This is a genomic window from Fictibacillus nanhaiensis (genome assembly GCF_023715445.1).
GTDB lineage: Bacteria > Bacillota > Bacilli > Bacillales > Fictibacillaceae > Fictibacillus > Fictibacillus nanhaiensis_D.
In genome coordinates this window covers 1,358,739-1,380,913 of the sequence record NZ_JAMBOD010000001.1, presented here as the reverse complement: position 1 = coordinate 1,380,913, position 22,175 = coordinate 1,358,739, and the positions used below count along the sequence as shown (strand labels likewise).

The 22,175-nt window shown below is 40.9% G+C and carries 23 protein-coding genes and 1 riboswitch; of the genes, 21 read left to right on the top strand and 2 right to left on the bottom strand.

The annotated features are described in order from the left end of the window. Positions 1 to 21 precede the first annotated feature (21 nt). From whiA to trpE, 3 genes are all read left to right on the top strand, one after another. A complete protein-coding gene (whiA, locus tag M3196_RS07125; protein ID WP_251321529.1) occupies positions 22 to 963 on the top strand; it encodes a DNA-binding protein WhiA in 942 nt (313 codons plus the stop codon). Between the two features lie 40 nt (positions 964 to 1,003). Further along, positions 1,004 to 1,261, top strand: a complete 258-nt coding sequence (locus tag M3196_RS07120; protein ID WP_251321528.1) for an HPr family phosphocarrier protein — start codon at positions 1,004 to 1,006, stop codon at positions 1,259 to 1,261. Positions 1,262 to 1,950: 689 nt separating this feature from the next. Next, positions 1,951 to 3,492, top strand: coding sequence for an anthranilate synthase component I (trpE, locus tag M3196_RS07115; protein WP_251321527.1), 1,542 nt, complete (start codon positions 1,951 to 1,953; stop codon positions 3,490 to 3,492). A 79-nt stretch (positions 3,493 to 3,571) separates the two neighbouring features. Here the strand turns inward: trpE and clpP are convergent, their stop codons facing one another. Beyond that, on the bottom strand, positions 3,572 to 4,174 hold the full coding sequence (gene clpP / locus M3196_RS07110; RefSeq protein WP_066245680.1) for an ATP-dependent Clp endopeptidase proteolytic subunit ClpP: 603 nt from the start codon (positions 4,172 to 4,174) through the stop codon (positions 3,572 to 3,574). Positions 4,175 to 4,393: 219 nt separating this feature from the next. Then, positions 4,394 to 4,609: a protein YvfG gene (gene yvfG / locus M3196_RS07105; RefSeq protein WP_251321526.1), complete on the bottom strand. Its 216-nt coding sequence runs from the start codon at positions 4,607 to 4,609 to the stop codon at positions 4,394 to 4,396. Positions 4,610 to 4,942: 333 nt separating this feature from the next. On the opposite strand from yvfG, the gene cspD reads away from it, so the two are divergent. The 18 genes from cspD (at position 4,943) to M3196_RS07015 (ending at position 22,174) form a co-directional block, all read left to right on the top strand. Next, positions 4,943 to 5,143 carry a cold-shock protein CspD gene (gene cspD, locus M3196_RS07100; RefSeq protein WP_066245685.1) on the top strand — a complete coding sequence of 67 codons (201 nt, stop codon included), beginning with the start codon at positions 4,943 to 4,945 and terminating at the stop codon, positions 5,141 to 5,143. A 212-nt stretch (positions 5,144 to 5,355) separates the two neighbouring features. Beyond that, entirely contained in the window at positions 5,356 to 6,684 is a 1,329-nt protein-coding gene (gene rpoN, locus M3196_RS07095) for an RNA polymerase factor sigma-54 (RefSeq protein WP_251321525.1), read from the top strand. Between the two features lie 107 nt (positions 6,685 to 6,791). Further along, positions 6,792 to 7,037 carry a glutaredoxin family protein gene (locus M3196_RS07090; RefSeq protein ID WP_251321524.1) on the top strand — a complete coding sequence of 82 codons (246 nt, stop codon included), beginning with the start codon at positions 6,792 to 6,794 and terminating at the stop codon, positions 7,035 to 7,037. A 284-nt stretch (positions 7,038 to 7,321) separates the two neighbouring features. Next, positions 7,322 to 8,344, top strand: coding sequence for a sugar-binding transcriptional regulator (locus M3196_RS07085; protein WP_251321523.1), 1,023 nt, complete (start codon positions 7,322 to 7,324; stop codon positions 8,342 to 8,344). An 81-nt stretch (positions 8,345 to 8,425) separates the two neighbouring features. Further along, entirely contained in the window at positions 8,426 to 9,433 is a 1,008-nt protein-coding gene (gene gap / locus M3196_RS07080) for a type I glyceraldehyde-3-phosphate dehydrogenase (RefSeq protein WP_251321522.1), read from the top strand. Positions 9,434 to 9,562: 129 nt separating this feature from the next. Further along, the gene (locus tag M3196_RS07075; protein ID WP_251321521.1) at positions 9,563 to 10,747 is read left to right on the top strand and encodes a phosphoglycerate kinase; all 1,185 of its coding nucleotides are present in this window, start codon (positions 9,563 to 9,565) and stop codon (positions 10,745 to 10,747) included. Positions 10,748 to 11,159: 412 nt separating this feature from the next. After that, on the top strand, positions 11,160 to 11,918 hold the full coding sequence (gene tpiA / locus M3196_RS07070; RefSeq protein WP_251321520.1) for a triose-phosphate isomerase: 759 nt from the start codon (positions 11,160 to 11,162) through the stop codon (positions 11,916 to 11,918). Further along, on the top strand, positions 11,915 to 13,447 hold the full coding sequence (gene gpmI / locus M3196_RS07065) for a 2,3-bisphosphoglycerate-independent phosphoglycerate mutase (protein WP_251321519.1): 1,533 nt from the start codon (positions 11,915 to 11,917) through the stop codon (positions 13,445 to 13,447). Before tpiA ends, gpmI begins: the two co-directional genes overlap by 4 nt. Before the next feature lie 97 nt (positions 13,448 to 13,544). Continuing rightward, complete coding sequence (eno, locus tag M3196_RS07060) at positions 13,545 to 14,837, top strand: phosphopyruvate hydratase (protein WP_251321518.1); 1,293 nt, start codon at positions 13,545 to 13,547, stop codon at positions 14,835 to 14,837. 192 nt (positions 14,838 to 15,029) lie between these two features. Continuing rightward, positions 15,030 to 15,223, top strand: a riboswitch (cobalamin riboswitch). Between the two features lie 174 nt (positions 15,224 to 15,397). Further along, a complete protein-coding gene (locus M3196_RS07055; RefSeq protein ID WP_251321517.1) occupies positions 15,398 to 16,360 on the top strand; it encodes an ABC transporter substrate-binding protein in 963 nt (320 codons plus the stop codon). Beyond that, positions 16,323 to 17,387, top strand: coding sequence for a FecCD family ABC transporter permease (locus M3196_RS07050; RefSeq protein ID WP_251321516.1), 1,065 nt, complete (start codon positions 16,323 to 16,325; stop codon positions 17,385 to 17,387). Before M3196_RS07055 ends, M3196_RS07050 begins: the two co-directional genes overlap by 38 nt. Further along, complete coding sequence (locus tag M3196_RS07045; protein WP_251321515.1) at positions 17,384 to 18,742, top strand: ABC transporter ATP-binding protein; 1,359 nt, start codon at positions 17,384 to 17,386, stop codon at positions 18,740 to 18,742. Before M3196_RS07050 ends, M3196_RS07045 begins: the two co-directional genes overlap by 4 nt. 5 nt (positions 18,743 to 18,747) lie before the next feature. Then, positions 18,748 to 19,347: a bifunctional adenosylcobinamide kinase/adenosylcobinamide-phosphate guanylyltransferase gene (locus tag M3196_RS07040; protein WP_251321514.1), complete on the top strand. Its 600-nt coding sequence runs from the start codon at positions 18,748 to 18,750 to the stop codon at positions 19,345 to 19,347. Then, positions 19,322 to 20,134 (top strand): adenosylcobinamide-GDP ribazoletransferase, encoded by an 813-nt coding sequence (gene cobS, locus M3196_RS07035; protein ID WP_251321513.1) that lies wholly within the window; start codon positions 19,322 to 19,324, stop codon positions 20,132 to 20,134. Before M3196_RS07040 ends, cobS begins: the two co-directional genes overlap by 26 nt. Further along, on the top strand, positions 20,086 to 20,724 hold the full coding sequence (locus M3196_RS07030) for a histidine phosphatase family protein (RefSeq protein WP_251321512.1): 639 nt from the start codon (positions 20,086 to 20,088) through the stop codon (positions 20,722 to 20,724). The genes cobS and M3196_RS07030 overlap by 49 nt, the downstream gene beginning before the upstream one ends. After that, entirely contained in the window at positions 20,676 to 21,143 is a 468-nt protein-coding gene (locus M3196_RS07025) for a bifunctional adenosylcobinamide kinase/adenosylcobinamide-phosphate guanylyltransferase (RefSeq protein ID WP_251321511.1), read from the top strand. The genes M3196_RS07030 and M3196_RS07025 overlap by 49 nt, the downstream gene beginning before the upstream one ends. Continuing rightward, positions 21,115 to 21,708 (top strand): cob(I)yrinic acid a,c-diamide adenosyltransferase, encoded by a 594-nt coding sequence (locus M3196_RS07020; RefSeq protein ID WP_251321510.1) that lies wholly within the window; start codon positions 21,115 to 21,117, stop codon positions 21,706 to 21,708. The genes M3196_RS07025 and M3196_RS07020 overlap by 29 nt, the downstream gene beginning before the upstream one ends. Beyond that, positions 21,698 to 22,174, top strand: coding sequence for an ECF transporter S component (locus M3196_RS07015; RefSeq protein WP_251321509.1), 477 nt, complete (start codon positions 21,698 to 21,700; stop codon positions 22,172 to 22,174). The genes M3196_RS07020 and M3196_RS07015 overlap by 11 nt, the downstream gene beginning before the upstream one ends. The last annotated feature ends 1 nt before the right edge of the window (position 22,175 follow it).

Genomic DNA, 22,175 nt, shown 5'->3' with positions numbered 1-22,175 from the left:
CAAAAGAGGGTGGTGAAGCAGATGTCATTCGCTGCAGATACAAAGAAAGAATTGACGCAGCTGGAACTGAAGGACTGCTGTAAAAAGGCAGAACTGGCTGCATTGATTCGAATGAATGGCTCCATCTCTTTCAGCAACAGAAAGCTGATTCTGGATATTCCCACTGAGAATGCTGCAATTGCGAGAAGAATCTATACGTTGATCAAGCGTGTTTATCCTTATCATGTTGAGCTATTGGTGCGAAAAAAGATGCGCTTGAAAAAGAACAACGTATACATCGTACGTGTTTCAGAAGAATCGAGAGCATTGTTGGAAGATTTGAAGATTATTGACGGGTCGTTCACGTTTACCCGCAATATTGCAGAGGAATTTAATAAAAAAAGCTGTTGCCGTCGTGCATATATGAGAGGAGCTTTCCTTGCGGGGGGGTCCGTAAACCATCCTGAGACAAGCTATCATCTCGAGATTTTTTCAATGTACGAAGAGCATACGGTTGCATTAGCTGAACTGATGAATAAGTTTAAGCTGAAAGCGAAAGTTCTTGAACGTAAAAAAGGGTATATCATTTACTTAAAAGATGGTGAGAAGATCTCAGAGTTCTTAACATTAATCGGCGCTCACCATGCCGTTCTATTCTTTGAAGATATTCGCATTTTAAAAGATATGCGAAATTCGGTTAACCGCCTTGTAAACTGCGAAACGGCAAATTTAAACAAAACCGTTGGAGCAGCGATGAGACAGGTGGAGAATATTAAATACATCGAAGAACAAGTAGGACTTGAGGTGCTTCCTGATAAGCTGCGTGAGATCGCCCGGCTGCGCGTTACACATCAGGAAATTACGCTTAAGGAGCTAGGAGAAATGGTATCCTCCGGCCCTGTCAGCAAATCAGGTATAAATCACAGATTGCGAAAAATTGACGAAATTGCAGAAAAAATTAGAACCGGTCAACCCATCAATTGATGTTTCATAGAGAGAAGAAGGTTAGAGGAGGTAGAATAGAATGGTTGAGAAGAAGGTAACTGTGCAGTTGAAAAGCGGACTTCAGGCCCGTCCGGCAGCGCTTTTCGTGCAAGAAGCAAACCGTTTCACATCAGATGTGTTCGTTGAAAAAGAAGGCAAGAAAGTCAATGCAAAAAGCATCATGGGGATTATGAGCTTAGCAGTCGGTTCTGGCTCTGAGCTTTTGTTAGCAGTTGATGGTCCTGATGAAAATGAGGCGATCGAAGCCCTCGCTGAGTTTGTTTCAAAAGCAGAGTAGGGGTCTGACCCCAGACAAATACAAACCGCCCTTTTGTCCATATGAGGAGGACAAAAGGACGGTTTTTTTCAATTTATAGGGTTGGCCCTACAACGTTTCTTAATATAATGATAAAGAGGAAAGGGAGGCGATTGCTATGCAGCATACGAGTATTATGTATGACTGGTCGTTTGCCGCGGTGTTAACGGTGATAAACTTTCTCTTAACTCTTTATATTCTTAAACCCAAGAAAAGCACACTGCGGAGGATCTATTGGGTTTTTATGCTTATTTTTATTACCATCTATCCTCTTGCTTTGTTGAGTTCTTCCTTTTTGGACCCGGTTAATCCAGGTCTCTTCTTAAGTTTAGCGTTTACCATCACGGTTTCATTTACTGCTTTGTTAGTTTTCAGTGTTTGCTGGGTGTGGGTCTTCAGGCATTCCTTTTTTCGCTAACAGGACTGAACGGCCACAAACCCCCTCTTCAATTGGCAGTTGACAGATAAAGGGCTAGCCTTTATATTATTCACTAATCAGGAGAATAGCAATTAGTTGAGATGAGTGGAGAAAAGAGAGCATAGCTTGAGCTGAGTTGAGAGTTTTTAATCCTGGATTAAGCCTCTTTCTTAGTTTATTAATGATGCAGAAGCAAGCCTCCGCTATAACGATAGCGCGAGGCTTTTAATTTTTAGAAAGAGGTGAGTTGACTATGTTTATCCCATCTTTAGAAGATACTCTAACTTTAACGAAACAGAAATATAACGTCATCCCGATAGGATTCACGTACCTATCTGATCATGAAACGTGTATCTCACAGTTTGAGAAGGTCCGCCACGAAACGTATTCGTTTTTACTCGAAAGCGTTGAAGGCGGAGAACGCTGGGCGAGGTACTCCTATATTGGCAGAAGGCCATTTTTGGTGATCTCCTCAAAGGGTTATGATGTGAATCTAACTTATTTGAATGAAAATGAAAACCAAACGATGCATGAACAAGGATCTCCTTTAGACATTGTTAAGAAACACATAGCACGCTACAAATCTCCCAAACTCTCTGAACTACCTCCATTTACAGGAGGGGCTGTTGGATTTTTCGGCTATGATCTTATTCATACGTTTGAAAACGTCCCAGCGCCGCCAAATCCATCCAAACAGTCGAATGAAATGGAATTTTTGTTTACGGATGAAATAATTGTTTTTGATCATCTCAAACAAAAAACTACGATTTTATGTAATTTGCACATTGCTCCTGATGATCATGCAGACTCTATTCGATTAAAATATGAAAAAGTATGTTCCAAAATCCGAAAAACTTACCGTGAATTGCAGGAACCATCGATAAACAAATCAATTAAAAATGAGTTTACATTTGAAAAAAATCAACAGGGATCGAAAGTCCGTTCATCACATTCAAAAGAAGAATTTTGTTCGATGGTTGAAAAAGCTAAAGAATACATTAAAACAGGTGATATCTTTCAGGTCGTTTTATCACAGCGATTTGAGCAGGAAACAGAAGCGGATCCTTTCGATGTGTACAGGCTGCTTCGTTCCATGAATCCGTCGCCCTACATGTATTATTATAAATCGAACGACACCTATATTGTTGGCGCGTCACCTGAACTGCTTGTTAAAGTTGATAACGGCTGCGTGGAAAACCGCCCGATTGCAGGTACCCGGCCAAGAGGGAAAACACGTGAAGAAGACTTAGCGTTTGAACAAGACCTTTTAGCTGACGAAAAAGAACGGGCAGAACATGTGATGCTTGTAGACCTTGGCCGAAATGATGTTGGCCGGGTGAGTGAATTCGGAACAGTTGAACTGGATTCTTATATGGAGATCGAACGATATTCGCATGTGATGCATATGGTTTCTCATGTAAAAGGAAAATTAAAAAGTGATAAAGATTTCTTTGATGCGCTTCGTTCATGTATGCCGGCAGGTACCGTTTCAGGTGCCCCAAAAGTAAGAGCGATGCAGATCATCTCAGAGCTTGAAAAAGATGCACGAGGCGTCTATGGAGGAGCAATCGGCTATTTAGGGTTTAATGGCCAAATGGACTCTTGTATCGCCATTCGAACTATAGTGTTCCAAGACGGAAAAGCGTGTGTACAAGCGGGAGCAGGTGTAGTAGCAGATTCCGTACCAGAGCGGGAATACGAAGAAACTGTCAATAAAGCCAAAGCCATGCTCAAAGCAATCGAGGGGGGGACAGACCCCAGACAAATACAAATCCCAAGTTTGTCCATCCAGTAAAGACACCATTATTAAGCCAAACGTAGTTGCATATAAAAAAACAGGACCGCCCTTTGCAGTCCTGTTTTTCATTTTTAAATTATTTTTTAATATCTGTGCTGTCCACAGATGTAATCAGCTTATCGACTAAGCCGTATTCAACCGCAGCTTCAGCTGTAAGGAAGTTGTCACGGTCTGTATCACGCTCGATCACTTCAAGCGGCTGACCTGTTTTTTCAGCCAAGATTTTGTTAAGCTGTTCACGCATCTGGATAATGCGGCGTGCATGAATTTCGATATCACTTGCTTGACCGCGAGTTCCGCCAAGCGGCTGGTGAATCATAACCTCTGAGTTTGGAAGAACGTAACGCTTTCCTTTTTCACCTGCAGCAAGCAAGAATGCACCCATGGATGCAGCCATACCGATACAAATCGTTGATACATGCGGCTTAATGAAGTTCATTGTGTCATAGATCGCCATACCAGCTGTAATGGATCCACCTGGGCTGTTTATGTATAACGAGATGTCTTTATCAGGATCTTCAGCGGCTAAGAATAAAAGCTGTGCAACGATAGAGTTAGATACGTTGTCATCGATCGCGCTGCCAAGCATAATAATACGGTCTTTTAATAATCGGGAGTAGATATCGTAAGCGCGCTCCCCACGGTTCGTTTGTTCAATTACTGTTGGAATTAAGTTCATGGAAATCCTCCTTCTCCTTTTTCACTTTTAACTGTACTGTCATCATACAAAAAAGGTCAAACAAGGTCAAACGATATGCTGTGTAACTTTTCATTTCGCCAACTTTGCTGAATATCCTTCTTAAACCTTATGTATGGGCTATCATCATAATGCCCGCAAGGAGTAGGATTTTAAACCTCTAGATGTGAAAACATTACCCTAAATCTTATAAATGTAAGCTTATATCTCATTTTTTATTTCTATATAAGCCGTTTCTAAATTACGGATGCGGCGAACGATCTCGCTATTTTTATTCAGGTTATCGTTAATTAATGTACCAACAATAGAACGGTAATACGCGTTCATCGCATGTGTTTTTGTAAAAATGTCTTTGTTTCTTTCTATATATTGTTGAAAATTTTCTTTAAAATAAGGAACTGAAAATGCTTCGCTCATGGTCATCCTCCTAAATCTTAGTTAAAAGTAAAAATTAATGTATAGAAAACCCTTATTTATCATAGCCTATTCTTGTGCTCAATCAAAATTAAATGAACAAAATCATCCCTTGTTTTGACAATTGAACTTGAGCATGTTATAGTATATTTAACCATTTACGTTGTGAATATTTTTGGATTTAAAGCGGTCGTACTTTTGAATAAGAAGTGGAACACTTAAATCCGCTTCTGATTATTCAGATGAGTACGCATTTTTTTATGTTCTTTTATTTACATAGTAATACGGTTAAAAGAGTTAAAACGCTTACATAGCGTTTGTAAGGAGGAAACACCCATGCAAAATGGTAAAGTAAAATGGTTTAACGCTGAGAAAGGTTTCGGCTTCATCGAGGTTGAAGGCGGAAACGACGTATTCGTTCACTTTTCTGCGATTCAATCTGAAGGCTTCAAGTCTCTTGAAGAAGGACAAGAAGTATCTTTCGAAATCGTTGATGGCGAGCGTGGACCACAAGCTGCTAACGTAACAAAACTTTAATAGTAAAGTTTAAAATGCCAGACTGCCTTCGGGCGGTGCTGGCATTTTTTTGTTTTAACGAGTTTTAAATTGTGTGGGAATTGACTGGGGTCTGTCCCGGGACAGACCCCAGTTAGTTTCAATCAATCCCTCTTCTATTGCCACACCAAATTTTGTAGGATGTACAGCGCTTACATCTGTAGTATCATGATAGGTGGGGAGGGATTTAAAAAATGGAAATGGGTTTGTATCAACAGCAGAGCATGAATCTTGTCATGACAACTGAACTACGTCAGGCCATCGCCATTTTACAAGTTCCTAGTTATGAACTTACATCCTATCTACAAGAACAAGCGTTAGAAAATCCTCTAATTGAAATTTCAGAGCCTAAAGGCATGTTTACAACACTGAAAAAGAGCGTTCGCAAAAAAGGAATCAGCGGTTCTTCCGCCGATAAACAACAAAGTTATGACCATCTGATCATCGAACAAGAAACTCTATATGACTTTCTATATAAACAATCGATCCTGTTTCCGCTCCAGGAACAGGACCGCAAAGTATTTAATTTTCTATTAATGAGTCTGAATGAAAATGGCTATTTGACGGTTTCGGCTGAAGAAACGGCTGCACGTTTTTCCATCAAAATAGAAACATGCGAAGAGCTGATCAAACTTCTTCAAAAATTAGAACCTGCAGGTATCGGTGCACGAAGTTTAAGAGAATGCCTTCTTATCCAGCTGCGCTGTCAAAAACTTGAAAACACACTAAGCTACATAATAGTAGATCAGCATTTAGAACTGCTTGCTGAACGTAAAATAAAAGTGCTATCTGCGCTGCTTCACGTTCAGCCCCAGCAAATAGAAGAGGCAGCAGATTTTCTTCAAACCTTGGATCCCCGCCCAGGTGCCGCTTTTTCACCGGCAGATGAGCAGTCTTATCTTTATCCAGATGTTTCAGTGACTGAAGAGAACGGACGGTTTCATATTTCCATTAACGAGCAATATACGCCTGACATAAAACTGAACGACAGCTATGCATCACTTTTACACGATAAAAACTCAACTTCTAAGTTTATAGATGAATCCTTTCAGAAATTCAACTGGCTAAAAAAAGCATTAGAGCAAAGAAAAGAGACGCTGCTCAAAATAACAGCTGAAATCGTTAGAGTTCAAGAGAAGTATTTTTATACGTTCAACAAAACGGACCTTATACCGCTAACGTTAAAAGATGTAGCTGATGAAATAGGCGTACATGAATCTACCGTAAGCCGCGCAGTCAAAAATAAAGTCCTACAGACTTCAAAGGGAGCAGTTGAGCTCAAATCCTTTTTTTCTGCAAAAATATTAATGCAGGATGGAGGGAGTGCTTCTGCAACATCTGCTAAATCTGAGATAAAAAAGCTTGTAGAAAGCGAAGACAAATTAAAGCCTCTATCCGACCAGGTTCTTGCGTCACTGTTAGAACAAAACAGCGGAATGAGCATCTCACGCAGAACTGTTGCAAAATACCGGGAAGAACTTAAGATACCTTCATCTGCAAAAAGAAAACGTTATTCTTCATAATTGAAATATAAGATCTTTTCCAGGGGAAGAGATCTTTTTCTTTTGATCAATAGATTCATGATAAACTAACTACAAAGTTAACAATCGTTTTAAAAGGAGAACCAAAAATGGGCCACAAAAACTTGATTTTTTATACGAAAATACATTGTCCACTCTGCGATAAGGCGCATAAACTATTACAAGAGCTACAAACAGAGATCCCTTTCACAATTGAAATAGTAGACATCTATAATGATGATGCTCTTGTTGAAAAATACGGAATGATGATTCCAGTTGTTGAAGTTGACGCCGAAGAAATTGACTATGGAATAATATCCATGGAAAAGGTTAAGAAAGCGCTTACTAATTTTTAATAAGTAAAAGTTGTTGAAATCTAGTGAAAGTATTTGATAATATATACTTGCCAGAAGGAAATTTGAATTTTTTATGACAAAAATAATGTCTGGCATGTTTTAAAATCATGCGATCAGGGAATTATACAATTGGCACTATTCATACTTGGGTAACACCAAGTTATTTTCTTACGCTAATGGGACACAAAATGACTAACCGGGACGAAGAGTGTCCACAGAGACACCATTTTACCCATCTTGTTTTTAAAACTTAACGGAATCCCATTGAATCAGGAGAATGTGCAATGAAAAATCTATTAGATGTACAAAAGAAATTGCTGCCAGACCTTCTGGAAACGATGAGGAAACGTTACAACGTTTTAAATGTAGTGAGAATTCACGAGCCAATTGGCAGAAGAAGTTTAGCTTCAACCCTGAACATGACAGAACGAGTCTTGCGTTCTGAGGTTTCCTTTTTAAAAGATCAAGGACTTCTTACCATTCAAACGTCTGGCATGTCATTAACTTCAGAGGGACATGATATTTTAGTAGAACTTTCTGAAATGATGAAAGAATTGTCAGGTTTGCATGTTTTAGAATCAGATCTTAAGGAAATGTTAAATCTGTCTGAAGTCATCGTAGTACCTGGTGACAGTGATCAAGATCTTTGGGTCAAGAACGATATGGGTAAAGCTGCGGCTGACAGGCTTAAACGTCAGCTATCATCAAAAACCATCATCGCGGTAACGGGCGGTACAACACTTGCCTCAGTAGCTGAAATGATGTCTCCCATTCAAAAAGGCCAGCAGTTGCTGTTTGTGCCTGCCCGCGGCGGACTTGGAGAGAAAGTAGAGAACCAAGCCAACACCATTTGCTCGACAATGGCTCAAAAAGCCAACGGCGAATACAGATTGCTTCATTTGCCGGATCAGCTAAGCAAGGAAACTTACCTTTCGTTAATGGCTGAACCTGGTGTAAAAGAAGTGATGGAGCTCATACACTCCGCTGGTATAGTGCTTCACGGGATTGGTGATGCTAAAACAATGGCAGAACGCAGGAATTCCAACCCATCCCTTTTGGAAAAACTGGATGAAGAAAAAGCCGTTGCAGAGGCATTTGGCTACTACTTTAACCAGAAGGGGGAAGTCGTTCATCGCGTCCGAACAATTGGACTGCAGCTTGATGAGCTTCACAAAAGTGACTTCATCATGGCAGTAGCAGGCGGTTCATCAAAGGCAGATGCGATTGCAGCTTTTATGAAACACGGCCCGAAAAAGGTACTTATAACAGACGAAGGAGCTGCCCGTAAACTTTTGGAACGTTCATAAGTCTATTTTCAATTCGTTATTAAGGGTTTTTCCCTTTATATAAAAAATAAATTCTCTCTTAAATCAAGGAGGTCATTTTACATGGCAACAAAGATTGGTATTAACGGTTTCGGTCGTATCGGCCGTAATGTATTCCGCGCAGCATTCAACAACCCTGAGGTAGAAGTTGTAGCTGTAAACGACTTAACAGATGCAGACACACTTGCATTCCTTTTAAAGCATGACACAGTTCATGGCAAGTTCACTGGTTCTGTAGAAGTTAAGGAAAATGCACTTATTGTAGATGGCAAAGAAATTAAAGTTTTAGCTGAGCGTGATCCAGCACAACTTGGCTGGGGAGACCTTGGCGTAGAAGTAGTTGTTGAATCAACTGGACGTTTCACAAAGCGTGCAGACGCTGCTAAACACTTAGAAGCTGGCGCTAAGAAAGTAATCATTTCTGCTCCTGCATCAGATGAGGATATTACAGTAGTTCTTGGTGTTAACGAAGACAAGTACGACGCTGCTAGCCATGATGTTATCTCTAACGCATCTTGTACAACGAACTGTCTTGCACCATTCGCAAAAGTTCTTCACGAGAAGTTCGGCGTGAAGCGCGGTATGATGACAACCGTTCACTCATACACAAACGATCAGCAAATTCTAGATCTTCCACATAAAGATCTTCGTCGTGCTCGTGCGGCAGCTGAGAATATCATTCCTACTTCTACTGGTGCTGCAAAAGCGGTATCTCTAGTGCTTCCTGAACTAAAAGGCAAGCTTAATGGTATGGCAATGCGTGTTCCAACTCCTAACGTTTCTTTAGTTGACTTAGTTGTTGAGCTTGATAAAGAAGTTTCAGTTGACGAGGTTAACGCTGCACTTAAAGCAGAAGCTGAAGGCAACCTAAAAGGTATCCTTGGCTACTCTGAAGAGCCGCTAGTATCTACTGACTACAATGGCGATACTCACTCTTCTACAATCGATGCTCTTTCCACAATGGTTATGGAAGGAAACATGGTTAAAGTAGTATCTTGGTACGATAACGAAACTGGTTACTCAAATCGTGTTGTAGATTTAATTGACTATATCGCTAAAAAAGGACTTTAATAGATAGAGAAGAACAATAAGGAGGGGGAGAAGTCGTTTTAAACCGGCTTCTACTCCTCTTTCCCATGTAAAACCCGGGGATTGTCATTCTTTTAATCTTTTTGACTAGTCAGGAGGCTGCATGTACTTATGAACAAAAAAAGTGTTCGTGACATCGATTTAAAAGGCAAAGTGGTTTTTTGCCGCGTTGATTTTAACGTGCCGATGAAAGATGGGAACATTACGGATGAAACGCGTATTGTTGCCGCTCTTCCAACCATCAAATACTTAACAGAGCAAGGTGCAAAAGTTCTTTTAGCAAGCCACTTAGGACGTCCAAAAGGACAAGTGGCAGAAGAGCTTCGCTTAGACCCAGTAGCTCAGCGTCTTTCTGACCTTCTTGGAAAAGAAGTTGTGAAAACAGACGAGGCTTATGGAGAAGAAGTAGAAAAAGCGTTATCTAGCTTAGAAGAAGGCGGCGTAATCCTCTTAGAAAACGTTCGTTTTTATCCAGGTGAGGAAAAGAACGATCCTGAATTGGCAAAGAATTTTGCTGCTTTAGCTGATGTTTATGTCAATGATGCATTCGGAGCAGCTCATAGAGCTCATGCTTCAACAGAAGGCATCGCAAAACACCTTCCAGCCGTTTCTGGGCTTTTAATGGAAAAAGAACTTGAAGTGCTTGGAAAAGCTCTATCTAACCCTGACCGTCCTTTCACTGCGATCATTGGCGGTGCGAAAGTTAAGGACAAGATTGATGTAATCGACAATCTATTAGAAAAAGTAGACAACCTGATCATCGGCGGAGGACTTGGCTATACGTTCATTAAAGCGCTTGGCCATGATGTAGGAAAGTCTCTTTTAGAAGAAGACAAGATCGAAACAGCGAAAACGTTCATGGAAAAAGCAAAGAAAAACGGCGTAAATCTCTTGATCGCGGAAGATGTTTTAGTAGCCGACGACTTCTCAAACGATGCAAATACTAAGATCGTTGACATCGATTCTATCCCATCAGACTGGGAAGGTCTTGACATCGGAACGAAAACAATTGAAAAGTACGTAAAGGTTATTAAAGAATCGAAGCTTGTAATATGGAACGGACCTATGGGTGTGTTCGAAATCGACGCATTCGCAAATGGTACACGTTCTGTTGCAAACGCACTTGCAGAAGCCACTGACACATACAGTGTTATCGGCGGCGGAGACTCAGCTGCGGCTGTTGAGAAGTTTGGTCTTGCTGATAAGATGAGCCACATCTCAACAGGCGGCGGTGCTTCTCTTGAGTTCATGGAAGGTAAGGCACTTCCAGGCGTCGAAGCACTTAACGACAAGTAAGACGATTACAAATTGAAAATTTTTTGAAAAAGACTGTTTTCGTATACTTTGTTGCCCTCGTTGGTGGTTGATTTCCGCTTCAGGATGCTCGTTTTTATGTGAAAAAAGGTACTTTGAGCGAAAAAAGGAAGATTTTGAGCGAAACGAAAGGTAGTTTGAGCGAAACCAAGAAGATTTTGAGCGTAACTCGGCGTTTCCTGAGCGAAACCTCATTGATTTTGAGCGAACGTGTAATAAATATAAGAACACGTACCGTGAAACAACGAGCCGCTTCCGCTTTTCGGGAATGTCCTGCTGTTCCTACCGGTAGTCTCGCGCCTTGCGATCCAATCAAATTGTCAATGATGTTCCGAATGCAACAACCTATTAGAAAATAGTCAAAAAAGAAACTCTTTAAAGAGGTGAATTTTGAATGCGTAAACCTATTATTGCAGGTAACTGGAAAATGAATAAAACGTTAACAGAAGCACGCAGTTTCGTAGAGGAAGTGAAAGGTCTTGTGCCTTCAGCTGATACAGTTGATTCTGTAATCTGTGCGCCTGCTCTTTTCCTTGATTGTTTAGCAGACGAAGCTGAGGGTACACCTCTTGCGATCGGTGCACAAAACATGCATTTTGAGGAGAGCGGTGCTTTCACAGGTGAGATCAGCCCTGTTATGTTAAAAGATCTAAACGTTCAGTATGTAATTCTTGGACATTCTGAGCGTCGTGAACTTTTTGGTGAAACAGATGAGCTGGTTAACCAAAAGACACATGCTGCTTTTAAACATGGATTAACTCCGATCGTTTGCGTTGGTGAAACACTGGAACAGCGTGAAGGAGACAAAACAAAGGATGTTGTAAAAGGCCAAACAGAAAAAGGACTTCAAGGTCTTTCAGATGAGCAGATGAAACAAACGGTTATCGCATATGAGCCAGTTTGGGCAATCGGAACAGGAAAGACCGCTTCTTCTGAAGATGCAAATGAAGTTTGTGCATACATCCGCAGTGTTGTTGCAGAACAATTCTCACAGGATGTAGCAGACGCTGTTCGTATACAATACGGCGGGAGTGTAAAACCTGATAACATTAAAGAGCTTATGAGCATGTCTGATATCGACGGTGCATTAGTTGGCGGAGCTAGTCTTGAGCCGAAGTCTTACCTTCAGCTTTTGGAGGGCGTTAGCCGATGAGTAAAAAACCGGTAGCTTTAATCATCTTAGACGGCTTTGCTTGCCGTAATGAAAACAAAGGTAATGCTGTTGCACAAGCGAAAAAGCCCAACTTTGACCGCTACTGGGAAACGTATCCGCATGCACAACTAACAGCAAGTGGGGAAGCTGTAGGACTTCCTGATGGTCAGATGGGGAATTCAGAAGTAGGTCACTTAAACATTGGTGCAGGACGTATCGTGTATCAAAGTTTGACTCGCGTGAATTTAGCGATCAAGGAGGGAGATTTTCACGAAAATCAAACCTTTATCGAAGCCATGAACCATGTGAAAGAAAAAGGAAAAGCGCTTCATATTTTTGGGTTGCTGTCTGACGGTGGAATTCACAGCCACATCGAACATATTTTATCGTTGCTTGAACTTGCTAAAAAGCAGAATGTAGAAAAGGTATATCTGCACGGATTCTTGGACGGGCGAGATGTACCGCCTCAATCTGCTAAGGGCTATATTCAAACAACAGTCAATAAGATGAATGAACTTGGTGTTGGTGAGATCGCAACATTATCAGGCCGCTATTATTCCATGGACCGCGACAAGCGATGGGATCGTGTAGAAAAGTCTTACCGCGCGATGGTTTATGGTGAAGGACCTGATTACACAGATCCATTTGAAGTTGTCGAAGATTCTTACAGCAATGGAATTCATGACGAGTTCGTCTTGCCATCTGTGCTTAAAAGGGAAAATGGCGAGCCAGTAGCAACGATCCAGGATGGAGACGCAGTCATCTTTTGTAACTTCCGTCCAGACCGTGCGATCCAAATTTCACAAGTGTTTACGAATGAAGACTTCCGTGGTTTCGACCGAGGGGATGCTTTTCCTAAAAATCTTCATTTTGTATGTTTAACACATTTTAGTGAAACAGTAGATGGTGATGTGGCATTTAAGCCGACAAACTTGGACAATACGCTTGGGGAAGTTTTATCACAGCAAAACTACAGACAGCTACGTATTGCCGAAACGGAAAAATATCCGCACGTAACGTTTTTCTTTAGCGGAGGACGTGAAGCGGAGTTCCCTGGTGAGACCCGCATCTTGATCGATTCGCCGAAAGTTGCAACATACGACTTAAAGCCTGAAATGAGTGCTTATGAAGTGACGGATGCACTTTTAGGAGAGATCGAAGCGGATAAGCATGATGCAATCATCTTAAACTTTGCTAACCCTGATATGGTAGGTCATTCTGGAATGCTTGAGCCTACGATTAAAGCGGTTGAAACAGTTGATGAATGCTTAGGGAAAGTAGTAGATGCGATACTTGCAAAAGGGGGAGCGGCTATCATCACAGCTGACCATGGAAACGCCGATGAGGTAATTACGATGAAAGGCAACCCGATGACCGCTCATACTACGAATCCTGTACCGGTAATTGTCACTCAGGAGGGAGTAGAACTCCGTCAGGATGGAGTATTAGCAGACCTGGCACCAACGGTTCTAACCCTTTTAGGCGGCAATCAGCCAAAAGAAATGACTGGTAAAACGTTAATCAAATAGGATCTTTGGTGAATAAACCTGTAAAGGACCCTTGTACGTTTGCATCAGCTGGCTTATGGTGAGTTTATAAACTTTTTTATTAAAAGGAGAGAATTTTATGTCAACGATTATTGAAATTTATGCTCGCGAAGTCCTTGACTCTCGTGGTAATCCAACAGTTGAAGTAGAAGTTTACACGGAATCAGGTGCTTTCGGACGAGCAATCGTTCCAAGTGGTGCTTCTACTGGTGAATACGAAGCAGTTGAGCTTCGTGATGGAGACAAGGAGCGTTACCTTGGAAAAGGTGTTATGAACGCTGTTAACAATGTAAACGAAAACATCGCTCCTGAGCTAATCGGCTTTGATGTATTAGACCAAGTTGGAATCGACCAAACGTTGATCGAGCTTGATGGAACTGAAAACAAAGGTAAGCTTGGCGCTAATGCAATCCTTGGTGTTTCCATGGCTGTTGCACACGCTGCTGCTGATTTCTTAAATGTACCGCTTTACATGTACCTTGGCGGATTCAACTCTAAGACTCTTCCTGTTCCGATGATGAACATCCTTAACGGTGGAGAGCACGCTGACAATAACGTTGATATTCAAGAATTCATGGTTATGCCTGTTGGTGCGGAAAGCTTCCCTGAAGCACTTCGCATGGGGGCTGAAATCTTCCACAGCCTAAAAGCAGTACTTAAAGAAAAAGGCTTAAACACAGCTGTTGGAGACGAAGGCGGATTTGCTCCCAACCTTTCTTCAAACGAAGAAGCGCTTCAAACGATCATGGAAGCAATCGAAAAAGCCGGCTACAAGCCAGGTGAAGAAGTTCGTCTTGCAATGGACGTTGCAGCTTCTGAGTTGTTCAAGAAAGAAGATGGCAAATACCACCTTTCTGGTGAAGGTGTTGTTAAATCATCTGAAGAGATGGTTGCATTCTACGAAGAGCTTGTTAACAAGTATCCAATCGTTTCAATCGAAGACGGACTTGATGAAAACGACTGGGAAGGCTTTAAGCTATTAACAGAGCGTATCGGTGACCGCGTTCAGCTAGTTGGTGACGACTTGTTCGTTACAAACACGACAAAGCTTTCTGAAGGAATTGAAAAAGGGATCGGAAACTCAATCCTTATCAAAGTTAACCAAATCGGTACATTGACTGAAACATTTGATGCGATCGAAATGGCTAAGCGTGCAGGTTACACAGCTGTAATCTCTCACCGTTCGGGTGAATCAGAAGACAGCACAATCGCTGACATCGCCGTTGCTACAAACGCTGGTCAGATTAAAACAGGTGCTCCTTCACGTACAGACCGTGTTGCGAAGTACAACCAGCTTCTTCGTATCGAAGACGAGCTAGGTAACCTTGCCGTATATCCTGGAATGAACGCATTCTACAACCTAAAGAAATAAGTAGTACAAAAGTAGGGGTCTGACCCCAAACAAAGACAAACCCGCCATTTTGTCTTTCTGAAAAAAACACCTCCGAGTTTATTAATAACTCGGAGGTGTTTTTTATGTGAAAGCAAGAGGTCAGTCCTCTAACTACAACGAGCTTTTTGGAATATGCTTTTCTTTTATGTGGATATTTGTATAATTAAAACTAGCTGAATAAGAAATTAAGGTCGTTTTATGCCTTGCATAAAGCGTTAAAAGGGAAGTTGGTGAAAATCCAGCACGGTCCCGCCACTGTAATCGGTAGAGCTGTTCAATAGCCCACTGTTCGTTTAAGAATGGGAAGGGGAGCTAAGCTTGTTTGACCCGAGAGTCAGGAGACCTGCCTTAATAGATTGTGCGTACCTTCGAGGAAAAGGGAAAGCAATAAGTGAACATTAACACTTTGTTTATTTTATTGTATTTTGCTCTCCGAAGGGAGGGCTTTTTTTATTTTAATACGTTCGCCCTTTCAAACAGGATTTAGAAAGTACCGGTCGATTTGTTTAGCTGATAAATTATACGGGAGAGATGAAAAGATGAAAAGATTGATATCTTTATGGTTTACGCTGATGCTCGTCATTAGTGTAATAGCAGGATGTTCTGCTGAAAAGACAGGATCTACAGAAAAGGCTGCTGAAAGCACAAAAGTACATACCGGCGCATTTCCTGTTTCGATAGAAGATGATACAGGTGAAAAAATAACAATAGAAAAAAAACCAAAACGTATCGTATCTTTGGTTCCGAGTAATACGGAAATTGCTTTTGCTCTTGGATTAGAAAAAGAAATCGTAGGAGTTTCTGATTTTGATAATTATCCTGAAGCCGCGCTAAAAAAAGAAAAAATCGGGGACATGGAGTTTAATGTTGAGAAGATTATAGGTTTAAAGCCAGACCTTGTTCTTGCACATGCATCAGGAGGTGAAAGTGCTAAACCAGGGTTATCACAGATTAAAGATGCTGGGATACCTGTTCTTGTTGTAAAAGATGCAACCAATTTTGAAGACACGTATGGATCAATCGAAATGATAGCAAAGGCGACAGGTACGAAAAAAGAAGGACAAACTATCATTCAGTCAATGAAAGATGACTTAAAACAGATTAAAGATCAAGCAAAAAATGTAAAAGATAAGAAAAAGGTATGGGTAGAGGTTTCTCCAGAACCTGAGATCTATACGACTGGAAAAGGAACGTTTATTGACGAGATGTTAAACGTTATTCAAGCAACCAATGCAGCTGGTGATCAGCAAGGCTGGGTGAAAGTGACTGAAGAAGAAGCGGTTAACTACAATCCAGAAGTAGTGATTACAACTTATGGCTATTATGTTGAAAATACAAAAGACCAAGTAATGAAACGGAGTGCATGGAAAGATGTCCCTGCGGTAAAAAATGAGCAAGTTTTTGATGTTCATTCAGATAAAGTAACAAGGCCGGGTCCTCGCTTGATCGAAGGGGTGAAGGAACTTGCCAAAGCAATCTATCCAGATGTATTTAACGAATAAATTCTTTTGGTCTTACTTGACTGTTTTTCTTATTTTATTGTTTACCATTGGAATTGGGGTATCGGCAGGCAGTGTGCCAATCCCCCTTTCTCACGTATTTCAAATCATTTTTTCTGAAATTTTTCATACAAAGCTGCCCGATGGCATTGACATTGCAACTGTAAATATCGTCATGCAGATTCGCTTTCCAAGAGTGCTTTTAGCAGCAATGGTCGGGTGCTCTCTTGCTTTGGCAGGTACAGCGTTTCAGGGACTTTTAAAAAATCCTCTAGCTGATCCATACACACTCGGGGTTTCTTCCGGTTCAGCGCTTGGGGCAGTCTGCGTTTTATTTTTTAGCTTCCAACTACCGTTCCTAGGAGATTTCACATTACCGGTAGTCAGTGTAATTGGCGGTTTCATCGCATTATTAGGAGTGCTTGCCCTAGCGCAAATTGTTCAACGGGAAATGTCTATCGAGACCATTATCCTCGCAGGAATTTTAGCAAGTTCATTTCTAGGTTCTCTTATTTCATTATTGATCGCGATGACAGGTGAAGAGCTCCGACAGATCATCGGCTGGCTATTAGGAAGTGTCTCAATGAGGGGATGGCCATATGTACAACTTGTCACTCCATTCTTGGTAATTGGATTTATCATTTTAATAATGAGCAGCCGGGAACTGAACGCGATGTCATTCAGCAGGGAAGATGCTAGAACTACAGGGGTTAATGTAAAGGGACACACTTCATGGATTCTGCTTGCTGCTTCCATACTGACAGGATCTTCGGTAGCAGTTTCAGGTACGATTGGGTTTGTAGGACTTGTCATCCCACATATAGCCAGAAGGTTTTGGGGCACTGACCATCGTCATTTATTGCCTTTGTCAATGGTACTAGGGGGTATCTTTCTCGTTTTGATTGATGTGATAGCACGAACTATCATTTCCCCAACAGAACTGCCGATCGGGGTTTTGACAGCCATTATCGGCAGTCCTGTATTTGCCATCATTTTTATTTCTTATCGAAAAAAGAGGGTGGGTTCATGATTCAAGTTGATCAAGTATCTGGAGGGTATTACGGGAAGACCATACTTAAAGAGATTTCACTCTCAGTTGAAAAAGGGCAATTTACTGGAATCATCGGTCCTAATGGAAGCGGTAAAACAACACTTATGAAGATGCTTAGCGGGGCATTAAAGCCTTTAAAAGGAACGGTATTGATCAAAAATCGTGATATCCGGTCTTATTCTTCGAGGGAATTAGCAAGATCTGTTGCTGTTTTGCCTCAGCATGGGAATCATTCCTTTGAATTTACTGTTCGTGAAGTCGTAAGTTTAGGCAGGTACCCATATTTCAAAGGATGGCTCAAACAATCAGACAAACATGATGCAGAGTTGATCGAAAGAGCCATGGAACTCACACATGTTCAACAGTTTGCTTCTCATCGAATTCAGGATTTAAGTGGCGGTGAGCGTCAACGAGTGTTCCTGGCGAAAGCTTTAGCACAAGAGCCTGAGATATTATTGCTAGACGAACCTACGAATCACTTGGATTTGTCCAATCAGATGAAGCTTATGGATCTATTAAAGATGTGGAATCGATCAAGAGAACTGACAGTGGTCGCCATATTGCATGATTTAAATATTGCAAGCTTGTACTGTGATAATATCTACATGCTTAATAATGGGGAGCTTCAATCAAAAGGTATACCGAATGATGTAATGGATCAAGTAACGTTACAGAACGTGTATGAAGCCAATCTTTTACGGCAGGAACATTCCAAGGTTCCACGGCCATTGATTTCCATTAATCCTCGGGAAGTGAAGAAAGTGAATAGCCTTGAGGATTTAAAGATTTCTCAACAAGAAGATAGGTTAGTCGTTTCGTCTAGATACCCGCTAAAAACACTCTCATCAACACATGGTTTTGAATGGACGGATACTTTTATCATTGAACGGGAGCCTGCTCAAAGCTATACCCGACTTGATCACACATTAAGATTTCAGGTAATGAATAACTTGAATCAGGCAGCTGTTATACACAGCACAGAATCATTCGGAAAAGTTAGTGTTGTGGCAAGTGTCGATCCATTTACTAATCGACCAATCACTATTGGTGTATTTTTACAGGCGACTCTTACAGATGCATCTTTCATTCAAGTGATGCTTACTGTTAATGAATCCATACATACTTTAATCCCAATAAAATCAGACTTCGATTCAAATACTTTTATCGCTGTTACTCAAACAGGAGAAAAAATTCTTTCTGCCACGAGGAGTACAAAAATTGCCAAGACACTATTAAAAAGGGTAACAGAAGCGATAGATCTAGCTAAACAAAAGATAGCTGATACAAGGTCTGATGAACCTAGAGATTATCGAGTGTACTTAGAAAGGCGGTAGGAGCATTGCTGATATTTGTAACCGGAGGGGTTAGGAGTGGTAAAAGTACCTATGCCGAACAAGTTGTTTCTCGATTAGCCTCAGATGATCGCACAGCTTATTATGTTGCAACAAGTAATCATATTGATCATGAAATGAGAATGAGAATCCAAAAGCACCAGAATGATAGAGAAAGAGATCCATTGAATTGGATAACTTTTGAACAGCCTAGAAATCTTCATGAATTAGCTGTGTCTTTTCAACCTGGAGATGTGGTTTTAATAGATTGTCTGACAAATCTCTTGAATAATGAACTATTTGATGGATGGGAAATGAACGCTAACTGGTGGATTTCACCTCTATTCAGAAAAAAAATGTACGAAAAAATCTTAAAAGGTATAAATGAGCTTATGAAAACAGGTATAAACTTGGTGATTGTATCAAATGAAGTATTTTTTGATCCTATATCAGTAAATGAGGATGGAACATATTACTTTATTGAGCTCCTCGGAAAATTGCATCAAGCTATCGTTAAAAAAGCAGATATAGCTTGTTTAGTAGAGAATGGAACACCGATGTTTATGAAGAGGAGCAGCAGGCATGCAGACCGAACAGCGATCCGTTAAGTTTTCCTTCCTTCATGGTCTTGGACTAGCCTTTCAATTTTTGACGATTTTGCCCATTTACCGTTCTTTTATATGGAACCAGCAAACCGCCAGATGGAGCATTATGTTTTATCCATTCGTAGGGTTGGTATTAGGAATACTCGCTTCGGTTCAAGCCTCACTGCTTCAGCCAATAATCAGTATTCCACCACTTATACTCACAGTTTACTTGTTTTCCTTTTCTATCATTATTACCGGTGGCCTGCATTTGGACGGCTGGATGGATTGCAGTGATGCATATTTCTCCCGGGCTACAAATGAGAAGAAACTAGAGATTATGAAAGACTCACGTGTAGGTGCGTTTGGAGTACTGTCTGTTTTATTCCTTCTTGGCTGGCGTTTTGCGTTCGTTTACGAAATCGTAAAGGGAAACCATGAATTTGGATGGTTGCTATTTTTATTTATACCTTTTCTGACGCGTATTGGTATGGTGTATGTCCTTGTAAAGACCCCATTAGCAAGGAAGAACGGAATGGCATTCGCTATGAAAGAGGCTTTAGCTCCACATCTGATGGCCGGGTTAATCGGGTACGTTATTTTTGGTCTATTCGTCTCTTATTTTACTAGTACCTTCCTGTTGGTATTATCGTTAAGCGTTAGCGGGCTTGTTTTCGCTATAGTAAGCGGACATTTTTTTATAAAAAAGTTTGGAGGAATTACTGGTGACATGCTTGGTGCCTGTGTGGAGGGAGCAGAAACATGGCTATGGTTCGTAGGGTGGCTGTTACTATACTTCGTCATGGCTTAACAGCTGCAAATCAACAAAAACAATACATCGGGTTACATAATCCTTCCCTTTGTAAAGAAGGAATCAAAGAAATAAATCGCTTAAAAGAAGAATTGATGTTTCCTGCGGCAGATGTAGTGATATCAAGTGACAGAAATCGTTGTGTGGAAACGTCCCGTATCCTTTACCCAGATCAGGCAATCATTACTTCAGGGTCCTTTTGCGAAATTCATTTTGGAAAATGGGAAGGGAAGACCTATGAGGAGTTGAAGCATCACCCTCATTACCAAAAATGGATAGATGATCCCTCCCAATATCAGCCACCAGAAGGTGAATCACTCTCAGAATTTGAAAGAAGATTAGAGCTCGGATGGCAAACAGAATTGATTTCCTATTTTGAAAAAGAACATGTTAATCACATCGTTCTTATAACACACGGTGGTCCGATTCGCTATTATTTATCCAAGCTAGGACCAGCTAACTATATGTGGACGTGGAAAACAGGGCATGGAGAAGGATATACATTCTTTTGGGACAGAGAAGAATTAAGGAGTGGTAAGCGATGCATTTCGTTGCAGGCGGTGCCTTTCATGGCAAGGCAAAATGGGTAACAGAAACCTACAAGTTCTCTCGGGAAAATAAAGGTTGGTTCGTTTTAAAAGATGTCATTCCTGACACCGATGATTTTTATGGTGCCAAAATAGTAGTTCTTGAAGGAATTGAACATATCGTTCGAACGTTGATACTCGAAAAAGGCGAGTCAGCAAGAGAAACGTTATCACAGGTTTTAGCATCCTGGATGATTTGGGATGAAAGTAAAGATCATCACCTTATTTTAATTGGGACAGATATTGGAAAAGGAATCGTACCCATGGAACAGGAAAATCGAATGTGGCGTGATCTCAACGGTTGGTTCTTTCAGGACATCGTGAGAATGGCTGATAGAGTCGATTTAATCTGGTACGGTATCCCACAGCTTTTAAAAGGAAAGGGTGAAGGACATGAAACTGTATACGAAAACCGGAGATGAAGGAAAAACGAGTGTTATTGGAGGACGTTTAAACAAAAGTCATATTCGAGTAAAAGCATATGGTTCTCTTGATGAATTGAATAGTTTTGTTGGACTTACGATTACTAAACTATACGATCCCTCATTGAAAGATATTGCCTCTGAAATGGTCAAAATTCAGCATGAACTTTTTGACTGCGGTGGGGATCTCTCTGCTGTTAAAGCAGATTATCCTTTTAAAACAAAAGAAGAAATTGTCTTTTTTCTTGAGGAACGGATTGATCTCTATGTTCAGGAAGCACCTGAACTGGAACGCTTTATTTTACCTGGAGGTTCTGAACTCGCAGCTCTATTTCATATTTGCCGTACAATTGCACGCCGGGCAGAACGAGAGATTGTAGAATTGAAACAGACGGATACCATTCATCCCGAAGTTCTACGTTATGTAAATCGATTGTCCGACTACTTTTTTGCTGCAGCTCGTGTAGTCAATCACAGGCTAAAAATCAAGGATGTTGAATACGAACGCAGTGCGATTGTTTTTAAGGGAGGAAAACGGAAAGGAAACGACCAGGATGAGAAGTAATCATCCTGTTCTTTTCGTTAGTTTCTTATCACTCGCAATTGCGGGTTCATTTATTAAAATCCCAGCTGGAATCGGTACCCTTGCATTTGATTCCATGCCTGCCTTGGTTGCTGCTTCTCTGTGGTCCCCTGGTTGGGGCATGATTGTTGCTTGTGCTGGACACTTGATGTCAGCAGGACTTGCAGGTTTTCCATTTGGTCCATTGCATGTTCTTGTTGCTGTTCAAATGGCCGGGTTAACTTTCCTTTTTGGATATTTTTATCGTAAAAAAAACCGCCATCTTGCATTTTTCTTGTTTGTCGCTGGAAACGGAATTATTGCGCCATTCATGCTTTGGCCGATAATCGGGAAGGGAATTATACTAGCAATTATGCCAGGACTTATCATTGCTTCTGTACTAAACGCATTTGTTTCTATGCTCATTATCCCCCGGTTAAAACCATTTTGGGAAAGACGGAGGGTGTGAT

Excerpts from the sequence above, each read along its gene's own strand:
- whiA (WP_251321529.1), top strand. The coding sequence starts at position 22 with ATGTCATTCGCTGCAGATACAAAGAAAGAATTGACGCAGCTGGAACTG.
- M3196_RS07120 (WP_251321528.1), top strand. The coding sequence starts at position 1,004 with ATGGTTGAGAAGAAGGTAACTGTGCAGTTGAAAAGCGGACTTCAGGCC.
- trpE (WP_251321527.1), top strand. The coding sequence starts at position 1,951 with ATGTTTATCCCATCTTTAGAAGATACTCTAACTTTAACGAAACAGAAA.
- clpP (WP_066245680.1), bottom strand. The coding sequence starts at position 4,174 with ATGAACTTAATTCCAACAGTAATTGAACAAACGAACCGTGGGGAGCGC.
- yvfG (WP_251321526.1), bottom strand. The coding sequence starts at position 4,609 with ATGAGCGAAGCATTTTCAGTTCCTTATTTTAAAGAAAATTTTCAACAA.
- cspD (WP_066245685.1), top strand. The coding sequence starts at position 4,943 with ATGCAAAATGGTAAAGTAAAATGGTTTAACGCTGAGAAAGGTTTCGGC.
- rpoN (WP_251321525.1), top strand. The coding sequence starts at position 5,356 with ATGGAAATGGGTTTGTATCAACAGCAGAGCATGAATCTTGTCATGACA.
- M3196_RS07090 (WP_251321524.1), top strand. The coding sequence starts at position 6,792 with ATGGGCCACAAAAACTTGATTTTTTATACGAAAATACATTGTCCACTC.
- M3196_RS07085 (WP_251321523.1), top strand. The coding sequence starts at position 7,322 with ATGAAAAATCTATTAGATGTACAAAAGAAATTGCTGCCAGACCTTCTG.
- gap (WP_251321522.1), top strand. The coding sequence starts at position 8,426 with ATGGCAACAAAGATTGGTATTAACGGTTTCGGTCGTATCGGCCGTAAT.
- M3196_RS07075 (WP_251321521.1), top strand. The coding sequence starts at position 9,563 with ATGAACAAAAAAAGTGTTCGTGACATCGATTTAAAAGGCAAAGTGGTT.
- tpiA (WP_251321520.1), top strand. The coding sequence starts at position 11,160 with ATGCGTAAACCTATTATTGCAGGTAACTGGAAAATGAATAAAACGTTA.
- gpmI (WP_251321519.1), top strand. The coding sequence starts at position 11,915 with ATGAGTAAAAAACCGGTAGCTTTAATCATCTTAGACGGCTTTGCTTGC.
- eno (WP_251321518.1), top strand. The coding sequence starts at position 13,545 with ATGTCAACGATTATTGAAATTTATGCTCGCGAAGTCCTTGACTCTCGT.
- M3196_RS07055 (WP_251321517.1), top strand. The coding sequence starts at position 15,398 with ATGAAAAGATTGATATCTTTATGGTTTACGCTGATGCTCGTCATTAGT.
- M3196_RS07045 (WP_251321515.1), top strand. The coding sequence starts at position 17,384 with ATGATTCAAGTTGATCAAGTATCTGGAGGGTATTACGGGAAGACCATA.
- cobS (WP_251321513.1), top strand. The coding sequence starts at position 19,322 with ATGCAGACCGAACAGCGATCCGTTAAGTTTTCCTTCCTTCATGGTCTT.
- M3196_RS07030 (WP_251321512.1), top strand. The coding sequence starts at position 20,086 with ATGGCTATGGTTCGTAGGGTGGCTGTTACTATACTTCGTCATGGCTTA.
- M3196_RS07025 (WP_251321511.1), top strand. The coding sequence starts at position 20,676 with ATGCATTTCGTTGCAGGCGGTGCCTTTCATGGCAAGGCAAAATGGGTA.
- M3196_RS07020 (WP_251321510.1), top strand. The coding sequence starts at position 21,115 with ATGAAACTGTATACGAAAACCGGAGATGAAGGAAAAACGAGTGTTATT.
- M3196_RS07015 (WP_251321509.1), top strand. The coding sequence starts at position 21,698 with ATGAGAAGTAATCATCCTGTTCTTTTCGTTAGTTTCTTATCACTCGCA.